22 protein-coding genes are annotated in these 22,575 nt (G+C 69.3%); 15 read left to right on the forward strand and 7 right to left on the reverse strand.

Annotated elements, in window-relative coordinates; translation table 11 throughout:
- Nucleotides 1–14: 14 nt before the first annotated feature.
- The 5 genes from NGK70_RS11110 to NGK70_RS11130 all read right to left on the reverse strand — a co-directional run bounded on the left by NGK70_RS11110 (nt 15) and on the right by NGK70_RS11130 (nt 6,244).
- The gene (locus NGK70_RS11110) at nt 15–356 is read right to left on the reverse strand and encodes a rhodanese-like domain-containing protein (protein WP_251973276.1); all 342 of its coding nucleotides are present in this window, start codon (nt 354–356) and stop codon (nt 15–17) included.
- A gap of 12 nt (nt 357–368) precedes the next feature.
- Nucleotides 369–1,022 (reverse strand): protein-L-isoaspartate O-methyltransferase family protein, encoded by a 654-nt coding sequence (locus NGK70_RS11115; RefSeq protein WP_251973277.1) that lies wholly within the window; start codon nt 1,020–1,022, stop codon nt 369–371.
- 66 nt (nt 1,023–1,088) lie between these two features.
- The gene (locus NGK70_RS11120; RefSeq protein ID WP_251973278.1) at nt 1,089–4,295 is read right to left on the reverse strand and encodes an efflux RND transporter permease subunit; all 3,207 of its coding nucleotides are present in this window, start codon (nt 4,293–4,295) and stop codon (nt 1,089–1,091) included.
- Nucleotides 4,296–4,313: 18 nt separating this feature from the next.
- A complete protein-coding gene (locus NGK70_RS11125; protein WP_251973279.1) occupies nt 4,314–5,510 on the reverse strand; it encodes an efflux RND transporter periplasmic adaptor subunit in 1,197 nt (398 codons plus the stop codon).
- On the reverse strand, nt 5,507–6,244 hold the full coding sequence (locus tag NGK70_RS11130) for a TetR/AcrR family transcriptional regulator (RefSeq protein ID WP_251973280.1): 738 nt from the start codon (nt 6,242–6,244) through the stop codon (nt 5,507–5,509). The genes NGK70_RS11125 and NGK70_RS11130 overlap by 4 nt, the downstream gene beginning before the upstream one ends.
- A gap of 111 nt (nt 6,245–6,355) precedes the next feature.
- Here NGK70_RS11130 and NGK70_RS11135 point away from each other — a divergent pair, with 111 nt between their 5' ends.
- Nucleotides 6,356–6,745, forward strand: coding sequence for a hypothetical protein (locus NGK70_RS11135; protein ID WP_251973281.1), 390 nt, complete (start codon nt 6,356–6,358; stop codon nt 6,743–6,745).
- A gap of 246 nt (nt 6,746–6,991) precedes the next feature.
- Entirely contained in the window at nt 6,992–7,516 is a 525-nt protein-coding gene (locus NGK70_RS11140; protein WP_251973282.1) for a DUF1439 domain-containing protein, read from the forward strand.
- Nucleotides 7,517–7,533: 17 nt separating this feature from the next.
- Here the strand turns inward: NGK70_RS11140 and paaY are convergent, their stop codons facing one another.
- The gene (gene paaY, locus NGK70_RS11145) at nt 7,534–8,139 is read right to left on the reverse strand and encodes a phenylacetic acid degradation protein PaaY (protein ID WP_251973283.1); all 606 of its coding nucleotides are present in this window, start codon (nt 8,137–8,139) and stop codon (nt 7,534–7,536) included.
- Nucleotides 8,140–8,326: 187 nt separating this feature from the next.
- Here paaY and NGK70_RS11150 point away from each other — a divergent pair, with 187 nt between their 5' ends.
- From NGK70_RS11150 to paaZ, 11 genes are all read left to right on the forward strand, one after another.
- Nucleotides 8,327–9,151, forward strand: a complete 825-nt coding sequence (locus NGK70_RS11150; protein ID WP_251973284.1) for an enoyl-CoA hydratase-related protein — start codon at nt 8,327–8,329, stop codon at nt 9,149–9,151.
- A 19-nt stretch (nt 9,152–9,170) separates the two neighbouring features.
- Complete coding sequence (paaI, locus tag NGK70_RS11155; protein WP_428985588.1) at nt 9,171–9,617, forward strand: hydroxyphenylacetyl-CoA thioesterase PaaI; 447 nt, start codon at nt 9,171–9,173, stop codon at nt 9,615–9,617.
- 91 nt (nt 9,618–9,708) lie between these two features.
- A complete protein-coding gene (gene paaK, locus NGK70_RS11160) occupies nt 9,709–11,010 on the forward strand; it encodes a phenylacetate--CoA ligase PaaK (protein ID WP_251973285.1) in 1,302 nt (433 codons plus the stop codon).
- A gap of 35 nt (nt 11,011–11,045) precedes the next feature.
- On the forward strand, nt 11,046–12,074 hold the full coding sequence (gene paaA, locus NGK70_RS11165) for a 1,2-phenylacetyl-CoA epoxidase subunit PaaA (protein WP_251973286.1): 1,029 nt from the start codon (nt 11,046–11,048) through the stop codon (nt 12,072–12,074).
- A gap of 23 nt (nt 12,075–12,097) precedes the next feature.
- On the forward strand, nt 12,098–12,418 hold the full coding sequence (paaB, locus tag NGK70_RS11170; RefSeq protein ID WP_251973287.1) for a 1,2-phenylacetyl-CoA epoxidase subunit PaaB: 321 nt from the start codon (nt 12,098–12,100) through the stop codon (nt 12,416–12,418).
- Nucleotides 12,419–12,431: 13 nt separating this feature from the next.
- Complete coding sequence (paaC, locus tag NGK70_RS11175; protein WP_251973288.1) at nt 12,432–13,253, forward strand: 1,2-phenylacetyl-CoA epoxidase subunit PaaC; 822 nt, start codon at nt 12,432–12,434, stop codon at nt 13,251–13,253.
- Entirely contained in the window at nt 13,247–13,792 is a 546-nt protein-coding gene (paaD, locus tag NGK70_RS11180) for a 1,2-phenylacetyl-CoA epoxidase subunit PaaD (protein ID WP_428985589.1), read from the forward strand. The genes paaC and paaD overlap by 7 nt, the downstream gene beginning before the upstream one ends.
- Before the next feature lie 26 nt (nt 13,793–13,818).
- Nucleotides 13,819–14,901 (forward strand): 1,2-phenylacetyl-CoA epoxidase subunit PaaE, encoded by a 1,083-nt coding sequence (paaE, locus tag NGK70_RS11185; RefSeq protein ID WP_251973289.1) that lies wholly within the window; start codon nt 13,819–13,821, stop codon nt 14,899–14,901.
- 16 nt (nt 14,902–14,917) lie between these two features.
- Nucleotides 14,918–15,580: a TetR/AcrR family transcriptional regulator gene (locus NGK70_RS11190; protein WP_251973290.1), complete on the forward strand. Its 663-nt coding sequence runs from the start codon at nt 14,918–14,920 to the stop codon at nt 15,578–15,580.
- Nucleotides 15,581–15,593: 13 nt separating this feature from the next.
- Nucleotides 15,594–16,760, forward strand: a complete 1,167-nt coding sequence (locus NGK70_RS11195; protein ID WP_251973291.1) for an ABC transporter substrate-binding protein — start codon at nt 15,594–15,596, stop codon at nt 16,758–16,760.
- Between the two features lie 157 nt (nt 16,761–16,917).
- Nucleotides 16,918–18,963, forward strand: a complete 2,046-nt coding sequence (gene paaZ / locus NGK70_RS11200; RefSeq protein ID WP_251973292.1) for a phenylacetic acid degradation bifunctional protein PaaZ — start codon at nt 16,918–16,920, stop codon at nt 18,961–18,963.
- A gap of 100 nt (nt 18,964–19,063) precedes the next feature.
- Here the strand turns inward: paaZ and NGK70_RS11205 are convergent, their stop codons facing one another.
- Nucleotides 19,064–19,504, reverse strand: coding sequence for a hypothetical protein (locus NGK70_RS11205; RefSeq protein WP_251973293.1), 441 nt, complete (start codon nt 19,502–19,504; stop codon nt 19,064–19,066).
- A 292-nt stretch (nt 19,505–19,796) separates the two neighbouring features.
- On the opposite strand from NGK70_RS11205, the gene NGK70_RS11210 reads away from it, so the two are divergent.
- Together NGK70_RS11210 and NGK70_RS11215 are read left to right on the forward strand one after the other, a co-directional pair.
- Nucleotides 19,797–20,537, forward strand: coding sequence for a hypothetical protein (locus NGK70_RS11210; protein WP_251973294.1), 741 nt, complete (start codon nt 19,797–19,799; stop codon nt 20,535–20,537).
- Nucleotides 20,538–20,743: 206 nt separating this feature from the next.
- On the forward strand, nt 20,744–22,567 hold the full coding sequence (locus tag NGK70_RS11215; RefSeq protein WP_251973295.1) for a DUF294 nucleotidyltransferase-like domain-containing protein: 1,824 nt from the start codon (nt 20,744–20,746) through the stop codon (nt 22,565–22,567).
- The last annotated feature ends 8 nt before the right edge of the window (nt 22,568–22,575 follow it).

Genomic DNA, 22,575 nt, shown 5'->3' on the forward strand with positions numbered 1-22,575 from the left:
ACCGGGCGGCGCGCTCAGTAGCGCGGCACCGCGGGATCGACATCGCGCGACCAAGCGTCGATACCGCCTTCGATGTTATACGCATGGGGGTATCCATGCGATTCGAGGAACATGGCGACCTGCAGGCTGCGCATGCCGTGGTGACACAGGCACAGGATGGGCCGCTGCGGATCGAGTTCCGCCAGCCGCGACGGGATCTCCCGCATGGGCAGGCACTTCAGCGCTGCGTGCGGCAGTTCCAGGCGGGCGAGCGCCGTTTCCCAGGGCTCGCGCACGTCGAGCAGCAGCGGCGCCGGCCCCGTGGTGGCAAGCCGCGCCAGCTCGGCCGGGAGATCCTGCACGGACAGTCGCTGCATGCCCGGCCCGGGTCAGAAGGAAAAGGTGGAGGGCTCGCCGAAGCCATCCAGGCGCGGCGCGACGGTGTCGAACAGCACCTCGGTGCGGAAGTCGCGTTCGCCCGTGCGGGTGATGCGCTGGGCCAGCATCATCGGTTCGCTGCCGACGACGGCGACCAGACGGCCGCCCACCTTGAGCTGGTCGAGCAGGGCCTGCGGCACCTGGGCCACCGAGCCGGACAGGACGATGGCGTCCCACGGGCCGCGGCCGGCATCGCCCGCAATACCGTCACCCTGGCGCACCTCGGCGTTCATCACCATGGCGTGGCGCAGGTTCTCGCGCGCCATCGCGGCCAGGGCCGGGCGGATCTCGTAGCTCAGCACCTGCTGGGACTTGTGCGCCAGCAGCGCGGCCATGAAGCCCGAACCGGTGCCGATCTCCAGCACCTTCTCGTTGCGGTGCAGGGCCAGTTCCTGCAGCAGGCGGGCCTCCAGGCGCGGGGCGAGCATCACCTGGCCATCGGCCAGCGGGATCTCGATGTCCATGAAGGCCAGCGAGCGGTGGGCCACCGGCACGAAGTCCTCGCGCTTGACGGCGCCCAGCAGAGACAGCACGGCGGGATCCAGCACGTTCCACGGGCGGATCTGCTGCTCGATCATGTTGAAGCGGGCCTGTTCGACGTTCATCGCGGTTCCTTGGATTCCTTGGTTTCCTGGGGCGGGCAGGACAGAGAGCTTGCCAAACCCTCCATTCTAGGAGGGCAAACCCTGCGTTGGGCTTGCGCTGGCGCCGCGGCGGCGCCTCAGCCATTGCGACAGGTCATCGAGCCAGCAGTAGATCACGGGCACCACCACCAGCGTCAGCACCGAGGAGGTGATCACGCCGCCGATCACCGCCTGGCCCATCGGGGCGCGCTGCTCGGAGCCCTCGGAGATCGCCAGCGCCAGCGGCAGCATGCCGAAGATCATCGCCAGCGTGGTCATCAGGATCGGGCGCAGCCGCACCCGGGCGGCCAGCAGCAGCGCTTCGTCGCGCTCCAGCGGGCGCCCGGGCGTGCCGGGCAGACCGCATGGATGCGCCTCGGTGTGCACCTCGCCGGCGCGCGCACGGATGGCAAAGTCGATCAGCAAGATGGCGTTCTTCGTCACCAGGCCCATCAGCATCACGATGCCGATGATGGAGAACAGGTTCATCGTCGAGCCGAAGGCCAGCAGCATGACCACCACGCCGATCAGCGTGAGCGGCAGCGAGCTCATCAGCGCGATGGGCTGGATGAAGCTGCGGAACTGCGACGCCAGGATCATGTAGATGAAGATCACCCCCATCGCCAGCGCCGAAATGGCGTAGGCGAAGCTCTCCGCCATGTCCTTGGTCGAGCCGCCAAAGCGCCAGCGCATGCCGGTCGGGAAGGCGTGCTGGTCCAGCACGCGGCGGATGTCCGCCGACACCTCGCCCAGCGAGCGGCCATACACGTTGGCGGTGAATTCCACCTCGCGCGCCAGGTCGCGGCGGTTGATCTGGTTGGCGGTGGTGGCCTCGCGCAGCTCGGCCACTTGGCCCAGGCGCACCAGCCGGGGCGTGCCGTCGGCCGCGGTGCCCACCGCCAGGCTGAGCCGGGCCAGGTCGGCGGGGTCGTCGCGCGCTTCGGGGGCCAGGCGCACCTTCACGTCGACGTTCAGGTCGTCGCTGGCGCGCCAGTTGCCGATCGTCTGGCCGGCCACCAGCGCGCGCAGGCTGTTCGTGACCGCGCCCACCGACAGGCCCAGGTCGGCGGCGGCATCGCGTTTCACGTCCACCGCGACGGTGGGTTGGTCCGGTTTGGCGCTGCTGTCCAGGTCCACCAGCCCGGGGATGGCCAGCAGCTGGCTGCGCAGATGCTCGGACTGCTGGCGGAGTTCCTGCAGGTTGCTGCCCTGGATGGAAAACTGCAGCGGCTTGTTGCCCCCTACCGGGTCGAGCTGGCCGACATGCGTCACCGTGATGCCCGGGATGCGCGCCAGCCGCTCACGCAGCGGGCCGGTGAGCTGATCCTGATTGAGGGCGCGGTCCTTGCGGTCCACCAGCCGCACGTACATCACCGCGTAGATCTTGCCCTGCGCCTGGCCGGTGTTGATGGTCGTGAGCGTGTAGCGCACCTCCGGCCGCTCGCGCACGATGGCATCCACCTGGCGCACCTTGGCCTCGGTGACTTCCAGCGACGAACCGACTGGCGTGTGGAAGGCGATGGTCGTCTCGGAGAAGTCCGCCTTGGGCACGAACTCGCTGCCCAGCACGCGCAGCAGGCCGATCGACGCCACGAAGGTCAGGCCGGCGATCGCCACGGTGGCCAGCTTGTGGCGCAGTGACCAGGCGAGCGCCCGCTCGTACAGCCGCCCCAGCGCGTGCGAGAAGCGGTCCACCGCGTGGGTGACGCGCCCCAGCGTGCGGTCGTACAGCGTCTTGGGCTCGAAGGTCGCCCCATCGGCGTGTATCGCCGGGTCGTGCCAGACCGAGCTGAGCATCGGGTCCAGGGTGAAGCTGACGAACATCGAGATCAGCACCGCCGCGACGATGGTGATGCCGAACTGGTGGAAGAAACGCCCGATGATGCCGCCCATGAAGCCGATGGGCAGGAACACCGCGACGATCGACAGCGTGGTGGCCAGCACCGCCAGGCCGATCTCCGCGGTGCCGTCCAGCGCAGCGCGGCGCGCGTCCTTGCCCATCTGGACGTGGCGCACGATGTTCTCGCGCACCACAATGGCGTCGTCGATCAGCAGCCCCACGCACAGGCTCAGCGCCATCAGCGTGATCATGTTGATCGAGAAGCCGTAGAGCTGCATCACGAAGAAGGTGCCGATCAGCGCGATCGGCAGCGTCAGCCCGGTGATGACGGTGGAGCGCCAGGAGTTGAGGAAGAGGAAGACGATGCCGATGGTGAGCAACGCGCCCTCGAAGAGCGTCTGGCGCACGTTGGTGACCGCCACGCGGATCGGCCGCGCGTTGTCGCGCACCAGCTCCAGCGTGGCGCCGGCAGGCAGCTCGCCCTTCTCGCGCAGCTGTGCCACCGCGGCGTTCAGGCTGTCCACCACCGCGATGGTGTTCTCGCCCTGCGCCTTCAGCACGTCCAGCGCCAGCGTGCGCTGGCCGTTGTAGAGCGCCAGCGACTCCGCCTCCTCCGGCCCGTCGGCCACGCGGGCGACCTCGCCGAGGCGGATCAGCGTGCCGTTGCGCTTTGCGACCACGAGGCGCTCGAAGTCCTCCGGCCGCCCGACGCGGCCCTGCACCTGGACGACGCGTTCACGCTCCAGCGAGCGGAGCGCGCCGGCGGGCAGCTCCTGGTTCTCCGTTCGCACGGCGGCCATCACCTGCTCGGCACTGACGCCCAGCGCCTCCATCGCCGCCGGGTTGAGGTAGAGGTTGATCTCGCGCTTGATCGCCCCGACCAGCGCCACCGAGCCGACGCCGCGCACGTTCTCCAGCCGCTTGCGCAGCACCTGGTCGGCCCAGGTGGAGAGCTGCACCGCGTCGATGCGGCCATCCGGCGAGCTCAGCGCCACCGACCAGATCGGCCGCGAAGCGGGGTCGAAGCGCTGCACCTTGGGCTTCTTGACCTCCTCGCGCAGGCTCGCTTCCAGGATGGCGACCTTCTCGCGCACGTCCTCGGCGGCACGCCGCCCGTCGATCGACAGTTCGAACTGCACGATCACCACCGAGGTGCCCGAGTAGCTGCGCGAATAGAGCTGGTTGATGCCGTCGATGGCGTTGACGGCCTCCTCGACCTTGCGGGTGACCTCGGTCTCCACCACCTCGGCCGAGGCGCCGGGGTACTCCACCGACACCACCACGATCGGGAATTCGATGTCCGGGAACTGGTCGACCTTCAGCCCCTGGTAGGAGAACAGGCCCAGCACCAGCAGCGCGGCCATGACCATCGTGGCCAGCACCGGGTTGGCGATCGAGAGGCGGGTGAACCACATGGCGCTGTGCTGCCGGGGTCAGCGTGACGCGGCCGATGCCGCCAGTGCTCTGGGCACAGCCATCGCCGCCAGCCGGGCTGCCGCCCCATCGGCCACCAGCCCGAGGCTGCCGCGCAGCACCGGCGTGCCGGCTGCAATGCCCTCGCGCAACTCGACGTAGGGCTCGGTGGCGCCGGGCTCGTCGGCCGTGCCACGCGCACCCAGCAGCACCCGCCGATGCTGCACCCGGCCGTTCTCGAAGGCGATCACGTAGGGCCGCGAGGCATCCACCCGCACCGCCGACACCGGCACGCTGGGCACGGAGGCTGCCGCGGCGCGGGCGAGTGCAATCTCCCCGCGCGCGAACAGGCCGGCGCGCAGGCCCGGCGCCCCGCGCAGCCCCAGGTAGGCCAGCACGGCGCGCGTGCCCGCCTGGGCGCTGGGGTTGATCCGGACCACGGTGGCGGCGACGGGCTCGGCGCGGCCCTCCACCCACAGGCGTGCGCTGGCGCCCGGTGCCAGCACGGCGGCCTCGTCGGGCGGCAGGGCGGCTTCCAGTTCGAGGCGCGAGAGGTCGACGATCTCCAGCAGGCGCGCATCCACCGCCACGCGCTCGCCCGGCTGCGCCAGGCGCTGGGCCACCTGGCCGCTGATCGGGGCACGCAGCAGGGCATCGGCCTGCGCCTTGCGGGCCAGTTCCACCGCGGCCTGCACCGCCGCGAGGTTGGCCTGCGCGGCGTTGTCATTGGCCAGCGCGGTGTCCAGCGCGGTGGGCGAGATGAAGCCCTGTTCCACCAGCGCCCGGTTGTTCTGCAACTGGCGCAGCGTGATGTCCCGCTGGGCCCGCGCGGCGGCCACCTGCTGCTCGGCCTGCTTGAGCCGCCAGTCGAACTCGGTGGGGTCGATGCGGCCGACCAGCTCCCCGGCGCGCACGCTGTCGCCCTCGCGCGGCGTCAGCGCCAACAGCTCGCCGGCCACCTTGGCCTTCAGGACGGCGCTCTGCACCGGCTTCAGGCTGCCGGTGAACGTGACCGCGCGCGTGAGCGGTCGCCCACGCACCTCGACCAGATCGCCCGGTGCCAGCTCCAGCACCGCGGCGGCCGAGCCTGCCGAGGCGGCGGGCGCGCTCGCCGCCACCGTGGCGGCCCGGCGCGAGGGCACCTGGCGCCAGGCGAAGGCGCCCGCGAGCAAGGCCACCAGGACGGCGAAGAGGAGCAGGCCGGTGCGTCGCGTCATGTGGGGCGGCTTTCAGGTGCAACGGAAGTCGTGCCGGTGCCGGGGCTGCCCGAGCTGCCTGGGTCGCCACCCGGCAGCGTCAGGCCATGCAGCAGCAGTTCCATGTGCTGCTGGATGAAGTGCTGCGGATCGCCGAGGGCCTCGGAGGGGTGGCACACGCCGAGCGAGTGCTTGTGCACGCACAGCATCACCATCGGCAGCACCAGCGAATGCACCACCATCTCCACCGGCAGCGGGCGAAATTCGCCCATGGCGATGCCACGCTCAATGATCGCGCCCAGCAGCCGCTGCCCCGGGTCGACCACCTCGCGGAAATAGAACTCCGCGATCTCCGGGAAGTTGCGCACCTCGGCGATGACCAGCTTGAACACCCCGGAGGCGTCGCTGCGCAGCACATCGCTCCACCACAGCGTCAGCACGTTGCGCAGCAGGTCGGCGCAGGAGCCCTCGTGGCTGGCCACGAAGTCGGCCGCGGCGGCGATGCGGCTGGACAGGCGCTCGCGGATCACCGCCTTGAGCAGCTCTTCCTTGCTCTCGAAGTAGAGATAGAGCGTGCCCTTGGACACACCGGCGCGCCGCGCAACCTCCTCGGCCCGGGTGGCAGCGAAGCCCTTCTCGACGAACAGCGCCAGCGCCGCATCGAGCAGCTCCTGCGGACGTTCGGCCTTGCGGCGTTGGTGTGCGGGCGCGGCAGTGCTGCCGGGTGGGGTGGGGTCGTCGAGAACGGGGGACACGGCAGCAAGGCCAGTACCGCTGCGGCGAACCGCCCCGATCTGGCAGAAAATAAGTGACTGACTGGTCAGTAATGTAGTGGTGAGCTGATCGGGTGGTCAAGGCATCGGCGCTTGACACTTCTGTCGGTTCGGGTGGATGATGTTGGCAAAAGACAAGACCTGACCCTTCTTGTGACCCTTCTTGCCATGGAAATTCAGAGCCGTCTTATCGCTAGCGCAGCCAGCCTTGCCTTCAGTGCAGTCGCTGTTTGGTTCGTGCTGTTCAACAGCAGATTTACTTCGAACGGTGCCCCGCTGGCCGGCTATGAACTGCTGGTCTTCATGAGCATCTGCGTCCTTGCTGCGCTCGTCTTTGCTGCCTTTGGGGCGAAGAGTTTTAAGAGTCGTGCTTCATTGGCAGCGGTGGCGCTCGCAGTTGGTGTTGCAATCCCTTTCTTGGTCATTGCCATGCCGCTACTTTTCTGTCTCGTATTCCAATGCCGTGGATTCGACTGGCCGTAGACCGCCCAGTCGTTTGATACAGAGGGGAGCTGGAGGTCAAGGGTCCTGGGGGTTAGGTCTCTGGGTACGGGGTCAGGTCTTGAGTATTGCCTAATGATGTGAGATTAAGTCCCTGATGCAAGAATCCGCCTCCCGTTGCCCACCGGAGCCCTCATGTTCGACAGTCCGAAGTCCGCCCATCCCAGCAGGTCCGTTGCAGGCGGAGGTGTTGGCCGCCGGCAATGGCTCGGCCGGGCTGGCTTGCTCGTGCTCGCGCCGCTGGCCGGTTGCGCGGCGCTCTACCCGCGCGAGATTGGCCTCAGCGAGGCGGAGTTGCTCAGTGCGCTGGCCTCGCGCTTTCCGGCCGAGCAGCGGGTGATGCAGATCTTCGACCTGAAGCTGGCGCGCCCGCGGCTGAAGCTGCTGCCGGCGGACAACCGCGTCGCCATCGCGCTGGACCTGGGGCTGCAGGACACCGTGCTGCGCCGGCAGATGGACGGCGGCCTGGGCTTCACCACCGGGCTGCGCTACGACGCCGGCCGGCAGAGCGTGGTGCTGACCGGCGTGCGGGCCGACAGTGCGTCCATCGATGGGCTGCCCCGTGTGCTGGCGGGCACGGTCAACCAATGGGGCGGCTGGCTGGCCGAGCAGCTGCTTGAAGGGGCGGTGGTGCGCAAGGTGTCCGACGACGAGCTCAGGCAGGTGCGCAGCCGCGGCCTGCACCCCGGCGCGATCCGGGTGACGGACCGCGGGGTGGCGCTGGCGCTCGAAGAAGAAGCGTCGGCGCGCTGACGTGCCGGCTGGCCGCGTCAGTCGCCGCGCTTGGCGGCGATCAGCGGCTTGACGTCCGAGGCCGGGATGCGTGGGCGGTCGGCCTCGACCGCTGCCAGCGGTGCCACCTCGACCAGCGAGGCCAGGCTGCGCCGCGTCAGCTCCTGGTAGGTGCCGGTGCCGGCGCGCTTCCAGGCGATCTCGTCGTCGCTTAGGTCGCGCACCACCTTGGCGGGCACACCGGCCACCAGCTTGGCCGGCGGGATCTTCAGTCCTGCGCGCACGAAGGCGCAGGCGGCGACGATGCTCTTCTCGCCGATCTCGGCCTCGTCCATCACCACCGCGTTCATGCCCACCAGCGCGTCGCGCCGCACCACGCAGCCGTGCAGCACCGCGCCGTGGCCGATGTGGCCGTTGACCTCGACGACGGTGTCGGTGCCCGGGAAGCCGTGCATCACGCAGGTGTCCTGCAGATTGGCACCTTCCTCGATGACGATGCGGCCGAAGTCACCGCGCAGGCTGGCCAGCGGGCCGATGTAGGCGCCGGGGCCGACGATGACGTCGCCGATCAGCACTGCGCTGGGGTGAACGTAGGCCGTGGGGTCGACGACGGGGATCACGCCGTCGATGGCGTAGCAGGGCATGGGGTCTCCTTGGTGGGTGGCCTTAGCAAACTCTGGCCGTGATGTCTTTGCGTTGGATCAGTCTTCCGCGCTGAGGGGTTCTCAGGGTCAATCCCGAGGCCAATCGGATTGCGGTGGATCAAGTTGGAGGCTACGATTTACTTACCGGTCGGTCAAGAATGTTTTGAACCCAGGAGACAGTGTGACGATGAGCCAGCCAGAGCCCCAGGTCCTGATCCAGCAAGACGCTGCGGTGCGCACGCTGACGCTGAACCGCCCCAAGGCGCTCAACAGCTTCACCACCTCGATGCACGCCGAGCTGCTGGCAGCGCTGAACGCGGCGGCCGATGACGCCAGCGTGCGCTGCGTGGTCATCACCGGCGCGGGCCGGGGCTTTTGCGCCGGGCAGGACCTGAGCGACCCGGCCATCGCGCCGAAGATGGTCGACGGGCAGATGCTGCCGCCCGCCGAGCAGCCGGACATCGGCGACCTGATCGAGGCCTGCTACCGCCCGCTGGCGCTGCGCGTGCAGACGATGCCGGTGCCCGTGATCGCGGCGGTCAACGGCGTGGCGGCCGGGGCGGGCGCCAACTTCGCGCTGGGCTGCGACCTGACGGTGGCGGCGCGCTCGGCCAGCTTCATCCAGGCCTTCTCGAAGATCGCGCTGGTGCCCGACTGCGGCGGCACCTGGTGGCTGCCGCGCCTGGTCGGCCGCCAACGGGCCATGGGCCTGGCGATGCTCGGCGACAAGCTGGGCGCCGAGCAGGCGGCGGCCTGGGGTCTGATCTGGCAGTGCGTCGACGACGCTGAACTGGGCGCCACGGTGGCGGCGCTGGCCGCGCGGCTGGCCGCCATGCCGGCGCGGGCGCTGGTCGAGACCCGCCGCGCCTTCGACGCCGCCGCAGGCATGGGCTACGACGAGGCGCTGGTCAACGAGGGTCGGCTGCAGTCCGAGCTGGGCCATGCGGGCGACTATGCGGAGGGGGTGACCGCCTTCTTTGCCAAGCGCGTGCCAACCTTCACCGATCGTTGATCCGATCTCATCACTCACCATGACGATGACCCCCCAGCAGACCGCGGAATTCGTCCGCGATGGCATGTACGCCCAGGACCACGCGGTGCGCGCGCTCGGCATCCAGATCACCGACATCGGCCCCGGCCGGGCCATGGCGGTGATGACGGTGCGCCGCGACATGGTCAACGGCTTTGCGATCTGCCACGGCGGCTTGGTGGCCACGCTGGCGGACACGGCCTTTGCCTACAGCTGCAACTCGTACAACGAGATGACGGTGGCCTCGGGCTTCGACGTCGACCTCTTTGCCGCCTCCCGCGAGGGCGACGTGCTCACCGCGGTGGCCGAGGAGGTGCATCAGGCCGGCCGCACCGGTGTCTACGACATCCGCGTCACCAATCAGCGCGGTGAGCGCATCGCGGTGTTCCGCGGCCGCTCCTACCGCATGAAGGGGCGGCCGACCGTGGCGCCCCAGAGCGCCAGCTGACGCCGCCATCGACTTTTCACGCGCCCGCACCGACCGGCCGAAGCCGGCAGCCCGACGCGCAGACCATCCACCGCATCGAGGAGACAAGCCCATGCCCGTCAAGCGCCCCGCGCCCGGAGACCTGGAGCCCATCGAAACCGCCAGCCGCGACGAGCTGCAGGCGCTGCAATTGCAGCGCTTGAAATGGTCGCTGCAGCACGCCTACGACAACGTGCCGCACTACCGCAGCTCCTTCGACGAGAAGGGCGTGCACCCCAGCGACCTGAAGACGCTGGCGGACCTGGCCAAGTTTCCCTTCACCAGCAAGGCGACGCTGCGCGACAACTACCCCTTCGGCCTGTTCGCGGTGCCGCGCGAGCGGGTGGCGCGAGTCCATGCCTCGTCGGGCACCACGGGCAAGCCTACGGTGGTGGGCTACACCCGCAACGACATCGACCACTGGGCCGACCTGGTGGCGCGCTCGATCCGTGCGGCGGGCGGCCGGCCGGGCGACATCGTGCATGTGGCCTATGGCTACGGCCTGTTCACCGGTGGCCTGGGCGCGCACTACGGCGCCGAGCGGCTGGGTTGCACCGTGATCCCGATGTCGGGCGGCCAGACCGAGAAGCAGGTGCAGCTGATCACCGACTTCAAGCCGGACATCATCATGGTCACCCCCAGCTACATGCAGGTGATCATCGAGGAGATGCGGCGGCAGGGGATGGACCCGGCGGCCTGTTCGCTGAAGGTCGGCATCTTCGGTGCCGAGCCCTGGACCGAGGCCATGCGCCGCGAGATCGAGCGCGACGCCGGCATCGATGCGGTGGACATCTACGGCCTGTCCGAGGTGATGGGCCCGGGCGTGGCCAATGAGTGCATCGAGACCAAGGACGGCCCGGTGATCTGGGAGGACCACTTCTACCCCGAGATCATCGACCCGCTGACCGGCGAGGTGCTGCCCGAGGGCAGCGAGGGCGAACTGGTCTTCACCACGCTGACCAAGGAGGCGCTGCCGGTGATCCGCTACCGCACCCGCGACCTCACGCGCCTGCTGCCGCCGACGGCACGCAGCATGCGCCGCATGGGCAAGATCGTCGGCCGCAGCGACGACATGCTGATCATCCGCGGCGTGAACCTCTTCCCGACGCAGATCGAGGAGATCGTGCTCGGCCACGGCCAGCTGTCGGGCCAGTACCAGCTGGTGGTCACCCGCAACGGCCACCTCGACAAGCTGAAGGTGCGCTGCGAGCTGCTGCCCCAGCACGTGCACGCCGATCTGGCCGAGATCGCCGGCACGCTGGAACACCGCATCAAGACGCTGTGCGGCGTCAGCAGCAAGGTCGAGGTGTGCGCGCCCGAGGCGATCGAGCGCACCCTGACCGGCAAGGCCCGCCGCGTCATCGACCGCCGCTGACAGCACGGGCGACCCTTCGAGAGGAAAGCAAGACCATGTACACGCAAGCCCTGGATGTGATGGCCAAGGAGGGCGCTCCGGCCGCGAAGCCGCTGCGCTCTGCCGAGGAGCTGCGGCTGGAAGAGCCCCTGCAACAGCGCTTCGACGCGCGCATCGACGACGGCGGCTTCATCGAGGCCAAGGACTGGATGCCCGATGACTACCGCCGGACGCTGGTGCGGCAGATCAGCCAGCACGCGCACTCGGAGATCGTCGGCATGCTGCCCGAGGGCAACTGGGTGTCGCGCGCACCCACGCTCAAGCGCAAGGCGATCCTGCTGGCCAAGATCCAGGACGAGGGTGGCCACGGCCTGTACCTCTACGCCGCCGCCGAGACGCTGGGCACCAGCCGCGACGAGCTGCTCGGCGCGCTGCACAGCGGCAAGGCCAAGTACAGCTCGATCTTCAACTACCCGACCCTGACCTGGGCCGACGTGGGCGTGATCGGCTGGCTGGTGGACGGCGCGGCCATCATGAACCAGGTGCCGCTGTGCCGCTGCAGCTACGCGCCCTACGCGCGGGCGATGATCCGCATCTGCCGCGAGGAGAGTTTCCACCAGCGCCAGGGCTACGACAGCCTGCTGGTGATGATGCAGAACGGCACCGACGCCCAGCGCGCGATGGTGCAGGACGCGGTGAACCGCTGGTGGTGGCCCAGCCTGATGATGTTCGGCCCGCCGGATGGCGAATCCACCCACAGCGCGCAGAGCATGCGCTGGGGCATCAAGCGCATCAGCAACGACGACCTGCGGCAGAAGTTCGTCGACGCCACGGTCGAGCAGGCCAAGGTGCTGGGCGTGACGATGCCCGATCCGGACCTGAAGTGGAACGAAGAGCGCCAGCACTTCGACTTCGGCAGCATCGACTGGGACGAGTTCTGGCGCGTGGTGGGCGGCGAAGGCCCCTGCAATCGCGAGCGCCTGGGCATGCGCGTGAAGGCCTGGGACGATGGCGCCTGGGTGCGCGAGGCCGCGCTGGCCCATGCTGAAAAACAGGCGCAGCGCGCCCGGCAGGCCGCCGCCTGAAACGCAAGACGAGACGAATCTCCATGAGCAACGACAGCACCCACCGCGACACCACACCGCCCCGCAACGAATGGCCCCTCTGGGAAGTCTTCGTGCGCAGCAAGGCCGGCCTGGACCACAAGCACTGCGGCAGCCTGCACGCCCCCGACTCGGCCATGGCCGTCCAGCTGGCGCGCGACGTCTACACCCGCCGCCAGGAAGGCACCAGCGTCTGGGTGGTGCGCTCCGAGCACATCGTTGCCAGCGACCCGGGCGACAAGGACATGTACTTCGACCCGGCGGAGGACAAGGTCTACCGGCACCCGAGCTTCTACAAGCTGCCGGACTCTGTCGATCACATGTGACCGGTCGATCAGCATGACCACACCGTCCATCACCGTCAGCCCCGACCCGCAGCTGCAGTACTTGCTGCGCCTGGCCGACACCTGCCTGATCCACGCCCAGCGCCTGGCCGAGTGGTGCGGCCACGCGCCGATCCTGGAAGAGGACATCGCGCTGACCAACCTCTCGCTGGACCTGATCGGCCAGTCCCGCGCGCTCTACAGCCACGCCGCCACGGTCGAGCAGCGGCTGACCGGCGTGACGCGCGACGAGGACACCTACGCCTTCCTGCGCGAGGAGCGTGACTACCGCAACCCGACCCTGGTCGAGTTGCCGCTGCGCCGCGGCATCAGCGGCCCGGCGGAGGACTTTGCCGGCACCGTGCTGCGCAACCTGCTGGTGGCCACGCTGCTCAAGCAGGTGTGGGAGGCGCTGAGCGCGCCCGGCGGCACGGCCGACGCCGAGCTGGCCGCCATCGCCGCCAAGTCGCTCAAGGAGGCGCGCTACCACCAGCAGCACTCGGCCGACTGGGTGGTCCGCCTGGGCGACGGCACCGAGGAATCCGCCCGCCGCCTGCGCGACGCGCTGCAGCGCCAGTGGCCCTACGTGGCCGAGCTGTTTGAGTCCGACGCGGTCGACGCCGCTGCGGCGGCAGCCGGCCTCGGCCCGCGCATGGCCGATCTGCGTGCGGCCTGGGACGCGGAGATCAACCAGGTCTTCACCACCGCCGGGCTGACGACGCCCAAGGCGACCCCCTTCCGCAGCACCGGCCGTCAGGGTGTGCACAGCGAGCACATGGGCTTCCTGCTGGCCGAGATGCAGTCGCTGCAGCGCGCCTATCCCGGGGGCGTGTGGTGAGCCAGCGCATCGCTGCCGCACCCGCTGAGACTGATGCCGACCGCGCCGCGCTGGCCTGGGCTGCGCTCGCCACGGTGATGGATCCGGAGGTGCCGGTGGTCTCGCTGGTCGAGCTGGGCATCGCCCGCGAGGCCCGGCTGGCCCCCGACGGCGCGGTGGAAATCGTCCTCACGCCGACCTACTCCGGCTGCCCGGCCACCGAGCTGATCGAGCAGCAGGCGCGCGCCGCGGTCGAGGCCGCCGTGCCCGGCCCGGTGCGGGTGCTGACGCAGCGCGCCCCGGCCTGGACCACCGACTGGATCAGCGCCGAGGGCCGGCGCAAGCTGCGCGAGTACGGCATCGCCCCACCGGGACCTGCCGAAGTGCACGGCGGTGGTGAGTCCGTGATCCGCTTCATGCCCCGGGCCGCTTCGGTGACCTGCCCGCGATGCGACAGCCCGGACACCGAGCGCCTCTCCGCCTTCGGCTCCACCGCCTGCAAGGCCCTGTACCGCTGCCGCGCCTGCCGCGAGCCTTTTGAACACTTCAAGCCGATCTGACCGGTCGACGCCAACGGACTTTCCAGATGACCCGCCTGAGTTTCCATCCGCTGCGTGTGGCCTCGGTGCAGCCCGACACCGACGAGGCGGTGATCGTGACCTTCAACTGCCCGAGCGAGCTGCGCGAGACCTTTGCCTACACCCAGGGCCAGTACCTGACGCTGCGCCAGACGCTGGGCGGCGAGGAGCTGCGCCGCAGCTACTCGATCTGCGCCGGCGTGGACGACGCCACGCTGCGCGTGGGCGTGCGCCGCGTGGCCGGTGGGCGCTTCTCCAACTGGGTGCAGCGCGAGCTGAAGGCCGGCGACACGATCGAGGTGATGCCGCCGCAGGGCCGCTTCTTCGTGCCCGTCGAGGCCGACAGCCGCCGCCACTACCTGGGGCTGGCGGGCGGCAGCGGCATCACGCCGATCCTCTCGATCATGAAGACGGTGCTGGCGCGTGAGCCCGGCAGCCGCTTCACGCTGATCTACGGCAACCGCCGCCAGGCCTCCACGATGTTCAAGGAGGAGCTGGAGGACCTGAAGAACCGCTACATGACGCGGTTGACCTTGCACCACGTCTTCTCCGACGAGTTCACCGACGTGCCGCTGCAGTCCGGCGTGATGAACCGGGAGAAGATTGGTGAGTTCCTGGGCGGCCTGATCGATGCGGCGTCAATCGACCACGCCTTCGTCTGCGGCCCCTACCAGATGAACGACGAGGCCGAGGCCGCGCTGCGCACCGCCGGTGTGCCGGCCGAGCGCATCCACATCGAGCGCTTCGGTGCACCGCTGCCCAACGCCACCGATGCGCTCAAGCACGAGGCCAAGCCAGGCGACGCGCCGCAGGCCACCATCGTGGTGATGCGCGACGGCCTGCAGCGCGAAGTGCCCTACCGCAACGGCGATGCGAGCATCCTCGACGCGATCGCCGCCGCGGGGCTGGAGGCGCCGTATTCCTGCAAGAGTGGCGTGTGCGCCACCTGCCGCTGCCGCGTGCTGGAAGGCCAGGTGCGCATGGACCGCAACTTCTCGCTCGAAGCAGCGGACCTGGCGGCCGGCTTCGTGCTGACCTGCCAGGCGCATCCGCTCACCGAGCGGGTCTTGCTCAGCTTCGACGACCGCTGACCGGGATTCCGACGCCATGGCACGCGGACGTTCGGCCGGCTACGACGACCAGCGCGAGGCCATCCTCGCGCAGGCGGCGGCGCTGTTCGCCCAGCGCAGCTACACCGGTACCTCGATGAACGAGGTGGCCGCGGCCTGTGGCGTCAGCAAGCCGGCGCTGTACCACTACGTGCGCGACAAGCAGGCGCTGCTGGTGCAGATCTGCCTGGCGCACATCGAGCGGCTGCAGCGCCTGGTCGACAGCGTGGAGGCCGAGGGCCTGCCGCCCGAGCCGCGGCTGCGCGCGCTGATCCTGCGCTTCGTCGAGGCCTACGCCGACTCGCAGAATCAGCACCGCGTGCTGACCGAGGACGAGAAGTTCCTGCCCGAGGCCGACCGTGAACGCGTGCGCGAGGGCGAGCGTCGCGTGGTGGCCGCCTTCGCCCGTGCGCTGGCCGCCGTGCGGCCCGGCGAGGACTTCGCCACCCTGCACAAGCCGCTGACGATGCTGCTGTTCGGGATGATCAACTGGATGTTCACCTGGCTCAAGCCCGAGGGCGCGCTCAGCCACGCCGACATGGCACCGGTGGTGGCCGACCTGTTCTTCGGCGGCCTGCAGGCCGTCCGCGTGCCGCACCCGACGCCGAGTTTTTCCCCCGCGACCCCTGCCATCTTTCCGACCCCTGAGACGACCCCCTGAAGGAGACAACCCAATGAAGACCAAGACCTTTACCAACTGGACCCGCACCCTGATCGCCGGCGCCGCTCTGATTGCCGCCAGCGGCGCCGCCCTGGCCGACATCACCGTGGGCGTGACCGTCTCGGCCACCGGCCCGGCCGCCTCGCTGGGCATCCCGGAGAAGAACACCATCGCGCTGATGCCCACCACCATCGGCGGGCAGAAGGTGAACTACGTCGTGCTGGACGATGCGTCGGACACCACCAAGGCGGTGGGCAACACCCGCCGCCTCATCACCGAGGACAAGGTCGACGTGATCCTGGGCTCCACCACCACGCCGAACTCGCTGGCGATGATCGACGCCGTCTCCGAAGCGCAGGTGCCGATGATCTCGATGGCTGCGTCGGCGCGCATCGTCGAGCCGCAGGATGCCAAGAAGCGCTGGGTCTTCAAGACGCCGCAGAACGACATCATGATGTCGCTGGCCATCGTCAGCCACATGGCCGACAACGGCGTCAAGAAGGTCGGCTTCATCGGCTTTGCCGACGCCTATGGCGAGGGCTGGTACGGCGAGTTCAGCAAGGCCGCGGCGCTCAAGGGCATCCAGATCGTCGCCAACGAGCGCTACGCGCGCAACGACACCTCCGTGACCGCGCAGGTGCTCAAGCTGGTCGGCGCGCAGCCGGACGCGGTGCTGGTGGCCGGATCCGGCACGCCGGCGGCGCTGCCGGCCAACGCGCTGTCCGAACGGGGCTACAAGGGCAAGATGTACCAGACCCATGGCGTGGCGAACAACGACTTCCTGCGCGTGGGCGGCAAGGCCGTGGAGGGCACTTACCTGCCCGCCGGCCCGGTGCTGGTGGCCGACCAGCTGCCGGCCAACCACCCGCTGAAGAAGAGTGCGCAGAACTACGTCCAGAAGTACGAGGCCGCCTACGGCAAGGGCAGCGTCAGCACCTTTGGCGCCCACGCCTGGGACGCCGGCCTGCTGATGACCGCCGCGGTGCCGGTGGCGCTGAAGAAGGCCCAGCCCGGTACGCCGGCCTTCCGCGCTGCGCTGCGCGACGCGCTGGAGCAGGTCAAGGAGCTGCCCGGCGCGCACGGCATCTTCAACATGTCCGCCGGTGACCACCTGGGGCTGGACCAGCGGGCACGGGTGATGGTGAAGATCGAGGGTGGGGCCTGGAAGTACCAGCCGTAAGGGCTGCCCCTCTTGTTTCTGTTTCCTTGCGGGGGCAGAAACAAATCCCCCCTCACCCCCCTTTTTCAAAAGGGGGAATCACACAGTCCCTTGCTCCGTGTTCCTCCCCCCTTTGAAAAAGGGGGGCAGGGGGGATTTCCCCACACCCACCACCGCCATGACGACCCTTCTCCAAAGCCACATCGCCGGCCGCTGGCTTGGCGCGACTCCCGCGCAGACGCTGCGCAGCGCCGTGAACGGCCGGCCGGTGGCGGCCACGCACGCGGAAGCCATCGACTTCGGCGAGGCGGTGCACTTCGCCCGCACGGTCGGCCTGCCCGGGCTGCTGGCGCTGGACTTTCAGCAGCGCGCGGCGCGGCTGAAGGCGCTGGCCAAGTACCTGGTCGAGCGCAAGGAGCAGCTCTACGCCGTGTCGGCCCACACCGGCGCGACCCGTGCGGACAGCTGGATCGACATCGAGGGCGGTACCGGCACGCTCTTCGCCTACGCCAGCGCCGGCAGCAACGAGCTGCCCAGCGGCAACTTGGTGCACGAGGGTCCGGCACTGAACCTGGGCAAGACGGGGCGCTTCGGCGGCACGCACATCCTGGTGCCGCGCGGCGGCCTGGCGGTGCACATCAACGCCTTCAACTTCCCCGTCTGGGGGCTGCTGGAGAAGTTCGCCCCCAGCTTCCTGGCGGGCATGCCCTGCATCGGCAAGCCCGCCACCGCCACCAGCTACCTGACCGAGGCGCTGGCGCGGCTGATCGAGACCAGCGGGATCCTGCCCGCCGGCGCGCTGCAGTTGGTGATCGGTGGCACTGGTGACCTGCTCGACCGGCTCGACGGCCGTGACGTGGTCACTTTCACCGGCTCGGCCGACACCGCCGCGAAGCTGCGCGTGCACCCGAATGTGGTGCGCCACAGCATCCCGTTCAACGCCGAGGCGGACTCGCTGAACTGCGCCATCCTGGCGCCGGAGGTCACGCCCGACGACGCCGAGTTCGACCTCTTCGTCAAGGAGGTGGCGCGCGAGATGACGGTCAAGGCCGGCCAGAAGTGCACCGCGATCCGCCGCGCCATCGTGCCGCGCCGCCACCTGGACGCGGTGGCCGAGGCGCTGCGCGCGCGACTCGCCAAGACGGTGATCGGCGACCCGGCGGTGGAGGGCGTGCGCATGGGCGCGCTGGCCTCGCACGCCCAGGTGGCCGACGTGGCCGAAAAGATCGCCCGCCTGCGCGAGGCGGCCGAGGTGGTGCACGACGGCAGCGCCGGCTTCGCGCCGCTGGGCGAGGGGGTGGGCGAGGGCGCCTTCCTTGCGCCGATGCTGCTGCGCGCGCGCAACCCGCTGGGCGACGACACGGTGCACGCGGTCGAGGCCTTCGGCCCGGTCAGCACACTGATGGCCTACGAGGACCTGGACGAAGCGCTGACGCTGGCCGCGAAGGGGCAGGGCAGCCTGGTTGGCACGCTGGTGACCAAGGATCCGGCGGTGGCGGCAAAGGTCATCCCGGTCGCCGCCGCGCTGCACGGCCGCCTGCACATCCTGGATGCCGAGGCCGCGCCCGAGTCCACCGGCCACGGCTCGCCATTGCCGCTGCTCAAGCACGGTGGCCCGGGCCGCGCGGGCGGGGGCGAGGAGCTGGGCGGCATCCGCGCCGTGCACCACTACCTGCAGCGCTGCGCGGTCCAGGGCTCGCCGACGATGCTGGCGGCGGTCACCGGCGAATACGTGCGCGGTGCGAAGCGCATCGAGACCGAGATTCACCCCTTCCGCCGCCACTTCGAGGACCTGCAGATCGGCGAGAGCCTGCTGACGCACCGCCGCACGGTGGGCGAGGCGGACATCGTCGCCTTCGGTGGCATCTCAGGCGACTACTTCTACATGCACTTCGACGAAGTGGCGGCCAAGGACTCGCCCTTCGGCAAGCGCATCGCGCACGGCTACTTCGTGCTGTCGGCGGCGGCGGGGCTGTTCGTCAGTCCAGCACCGGGGCCGGTGCTGGCCAACTACGGGCTGGACACGCTGCGCTTCGTCAAGCCGGTGGGCATTGGCGACACCATCCAGGCGCGCCTGACCGCCAAGCGCAAGATCGACCGCCAGAAGGTCGACGCCCAGGGCCGTGGCCAGGGCGTGGTGGCCTGGGACGTGGAAGTCACCAACCAGCTCGGCGAGCTGGTGGCCAGCTACGACATCCTGACGCTGGTGGCCAAGCGCGGCTGATCCAGTTCCCGCTGTTTCAACGGCCCAGCGGCCCGGCACGCTTCAAGCGGCCGGGCCGTTTTGCATTTTGGGTGGCGGCCAGGCCGGTGGGATGGGCTTTTCAGCGGGTTGTGGAGCGGCTTTCCACCGGTGCCGGTGCCTGGCTGGCGGCCGGGCCGCTGCCCTTGAGCTCGCGTGCGGCGGCGCTGGCGGCCGAGCCCACGCGCTGGGCGCCCTCCTTGGCGCCACCCCAGGCCTGCTTGGCCGCGGCCGACGCGGCCGATGCGGCCTCGCGCGCACCCTGCGCCACGCTGCCGCCGATCTTGCGGGCCTCGCTGCCGATGGTGCGCCCGGCTTCACGGGCCTGATCCGCCACGCCGCCGACGATGCTCCGGTTGGGGCCGCTGGTGGCCGAGTCTGCAGCAGCAGGGGCCGCTGGCTGTGCGGCCGGCTGGGCCCCGGCGGCGCCGTGCAGCAGCAGACCCGCCGCAACCAGGGCGAGGGCCTGGCGCAGGGACCATGCCTGTGCGCCGGGGTTCGAGCGGAGAAGGTTCGGGGTCATCTTCATCATGCAAAGCCTAACGGGAAACGGCTGGCGCACGGCGACGCCTGGCCTGCGGCGGGTGTGTGCAGAGGTAATCGGGGCCCCCCGCGCCGGCTCGCACCGCCCCGCGCCGGCCCAGGGGAGGCGAGCCACCAGCGCGCCCGGCCAACGACGGTGTCGCTTGCTGTCGACGCCAGGGCCCGTTCCGGCCCGCGACACACTCGGACAGGGTGTGCAATATGCATCGAAAGTTACATAGGGTTTCGATTGAGTTGCATAATTTCTCACGAATCGACCACGGGATCCGCAAATGAGCACAAGAGGCAATGGGTTTGGACGCCAGGTGATGGCCGCGTTGACGGTGGGCGCGCTGGCCTTGGGGGCCGTGGGTCTGGCCGGCTGTGGCGGTGGCGACAACGCCAGCACCACCAGCAGCAGCGAGACGACCACTGAGCCGCCCGTGACCTACCCGGTCGAGGCGACGCTGGCGACGCTGTTCACCACCGAGAACGACCTGCTCTACTCGGCCTATGTGGACCCCGCCAACCGGGAGGACTACGGTTTCGCCACCCACATCACACCGGCGGCCGAGGATCACATCGTCCAGTTCGGCGGCAAGGGCGACATCCTGGTCAGGGTGTCGTACATGACGAGCACCCTGTCGCGCAACGGGGCGAAGGTCTGGGACAGCAAGGCGACCCTTCTGTACACGACCTCGCCGCTGGTCTGGCACGGCCAGATCGATGACGAGGGCACCTACAGCGTTCACGAGCCGGTCAATGCCCTGCCGGCACGGGCAGTGGTGGGCACCCGCTCGAACTGGTTCACCTCGGTCGACTACACCAGCCGCGACCGCACGACCGTCAAGCAGCGCACCACGGTGGACTACTTCCTGGCCGCGGGCGACGTGGCCGGTACCGCCTGGCTCTGCCTGGACTTCAAGGTCAAGGAAGAGGCCACCGGCGCGTTGCAGAACAGCACCACCTGCATGAAGACCAACACCACCGGCGCGGTGCTGGGCGTCAAGCGCAGCGGCGCTTCGGTGCTGTGACGGCCTGATGCCGGCGCGGCGGGGCAGCGCTGTCAAGCCCTGAACCGCCCGCGGCGACACAGTGTGCGCAGGCGCAAGGCCTGGTGTCAGGTCGAGGCGGAGAATCCGCACAAACCCGCAGATGGAATCGGACGTACCCCCACCCGGGGGACGCCGTGAGTTGTCGCTGCGACTTGTGTCGACCGCCTCCCGACCTGAGAGCCAACGTGCCGAGCGCTTTTCACTTCTCGATCTCACCCTTTGACTGCCTGAACAGCGAAGAGCGCACCCTGGTGCGCAACAGCCTGGACATCGCCTACTTCCGCGAGGGTGCGGAAATCCTCACCCCCGGGGCCCATCCCGAACACCTGTTCGTGCTGATCAAGGGCTACGTGCAGCAGTGGGACGGCGACGAGCTGGTGGCCACCTACGGGCCGGACGACAGCTTCGACGGCCGGGCGCTCGTGTCGGGCAAGGCCTCCAGCCGCTTCGTGGCGGCCGAGGAGGTGGTGGCCTACCAGCTGGCCAAGGAGGCGGTCAGCGAGCTGATCGCCAGCAACGCCACCTTCGGTGCGCTGCTGTTCTCCGACCTGTCGAAGAAGCTCAGTGCGCTGGCCGAGCGTGAGGGCGAGCACGAGCTGCAGTCCCTGACGATGGCGCGTGTGGAAGAGGTCTTCATCCGCCCGGCCGCCTGGGTGGACGCGGACGACGACATCGTCAGCGTCGTGCGGGTGTTCCGTGACAAGCGCACCACCAACGTGATGGTGCGCGACAACCAGACCGACCCGCCGCGCCAGGGCGTGTTCACGATCACCGGGCTGGAGCGGGCGGTGCTGCACGGCACGCCGCTCAACGAGTTGAAGGTGCGCGAACTGGCAACCTTCAAGCTGATCACGGTGAAGCCGAAGGATCCGCTGTTCGAGGCGCTGGCGCTGATGATCCGCCACAAGATCCACCGCCTGGTGGTGATGGATGGGGAGCACATCATCGGCTTCCTGCAGCAGCTGGACCTGCTGAGCTTCCTGTCCAACCACTCCTACCTGATCATGTTGCAGATCCTGGAGGCCCAGGACCTGGCAACGCTGCAGACCACCGCGGAGCAGATCACCCGCTCGGTCACGATGCTGCACCGTGCCGGCACCAAGGTCGAGCAGATCGCCCGGCTGGTGCAGGAACTCAACGCCAAGCTCTTCGAGCGCGCCTGGCAGCTGATCGCCCCGCCCGACCTGGTGGCCAACTCCTGCCTCTTCGTGATGGGCAGCGAGGGCCGCGGTGAGCAGATCCTCAAGACCGACCAGGACAACGGCCTGATCCTGCGCGACGGCTATGTCTGCGAGCACGACCTCGGCGCGGTCTGCCAGCGCTTCTCGGACGCGCTGGCCAGCTTCGGCTACCCGGAGTGCCCCGGGAAGATCATGGTGTCGAACGCCGAATGGCGCCACCCGGCCACCGCCTTTGCGCAGCGGGCCAAGGGCTGGCTGCTGCATCCCTCGGGCGACAACATGATGGCGCTGGCGATCTTCCTCGACGCCCACGCGGTGTGCGGCGATGCCACGCTGCTGGAGCAGGTCCGCGGGGAGCTCTTCAAGCTGGCCACCGACAACGGCATGCTGCTGGCGCGCTTTGCCGCGGCGATCGAGTCCTTCGAGGAGGGGCAGGGCTGGTGGAACAAGCTGCTGTCGCTGGGCGGCGATGAAGCCAACCAGCTGGACCTGAAGAAGGCCGGCACCTTCCCGCTGGTGCACGGCGTGCGGGCGCTGGCCCTGGAGGCGCGCTTGAGCCAGACCAGCACCGCGGCGCGCATCGAGGCGCTGGTGACGGCCGAGAAGCTGCCGGCGCAGATGGGAGCCGACCTGGTCGAGTGCCTGCGCTTCTTCATGGCGCTCAAGCTCAAGACCGGCTTGCAGGCCATCGTGCTGGGCAAGCAGCCGGGCGGCATCCGGGTCGACAAGCTCTCCAGCCTGGACCGCGACCTGTTGAAGGACGCGCTGGGCGTGGTCAAGCGCTTCAAGGCGATGCTGCGCACGCATTACCGCCTCGACGTGCTGTGAGGGGGCGG

The sequence above is a fragment of the Sphaerotilus microaerophilus genome, assembly GCF_023734135.1.
Taxonomy (GTDB): Bacteria; Pseudomonadota; Gammaproteobacteria; order Burkholderiales; family Burkholderiaceae_C; genus Sphaerotilus; species Sphaerotilus microaerophilus.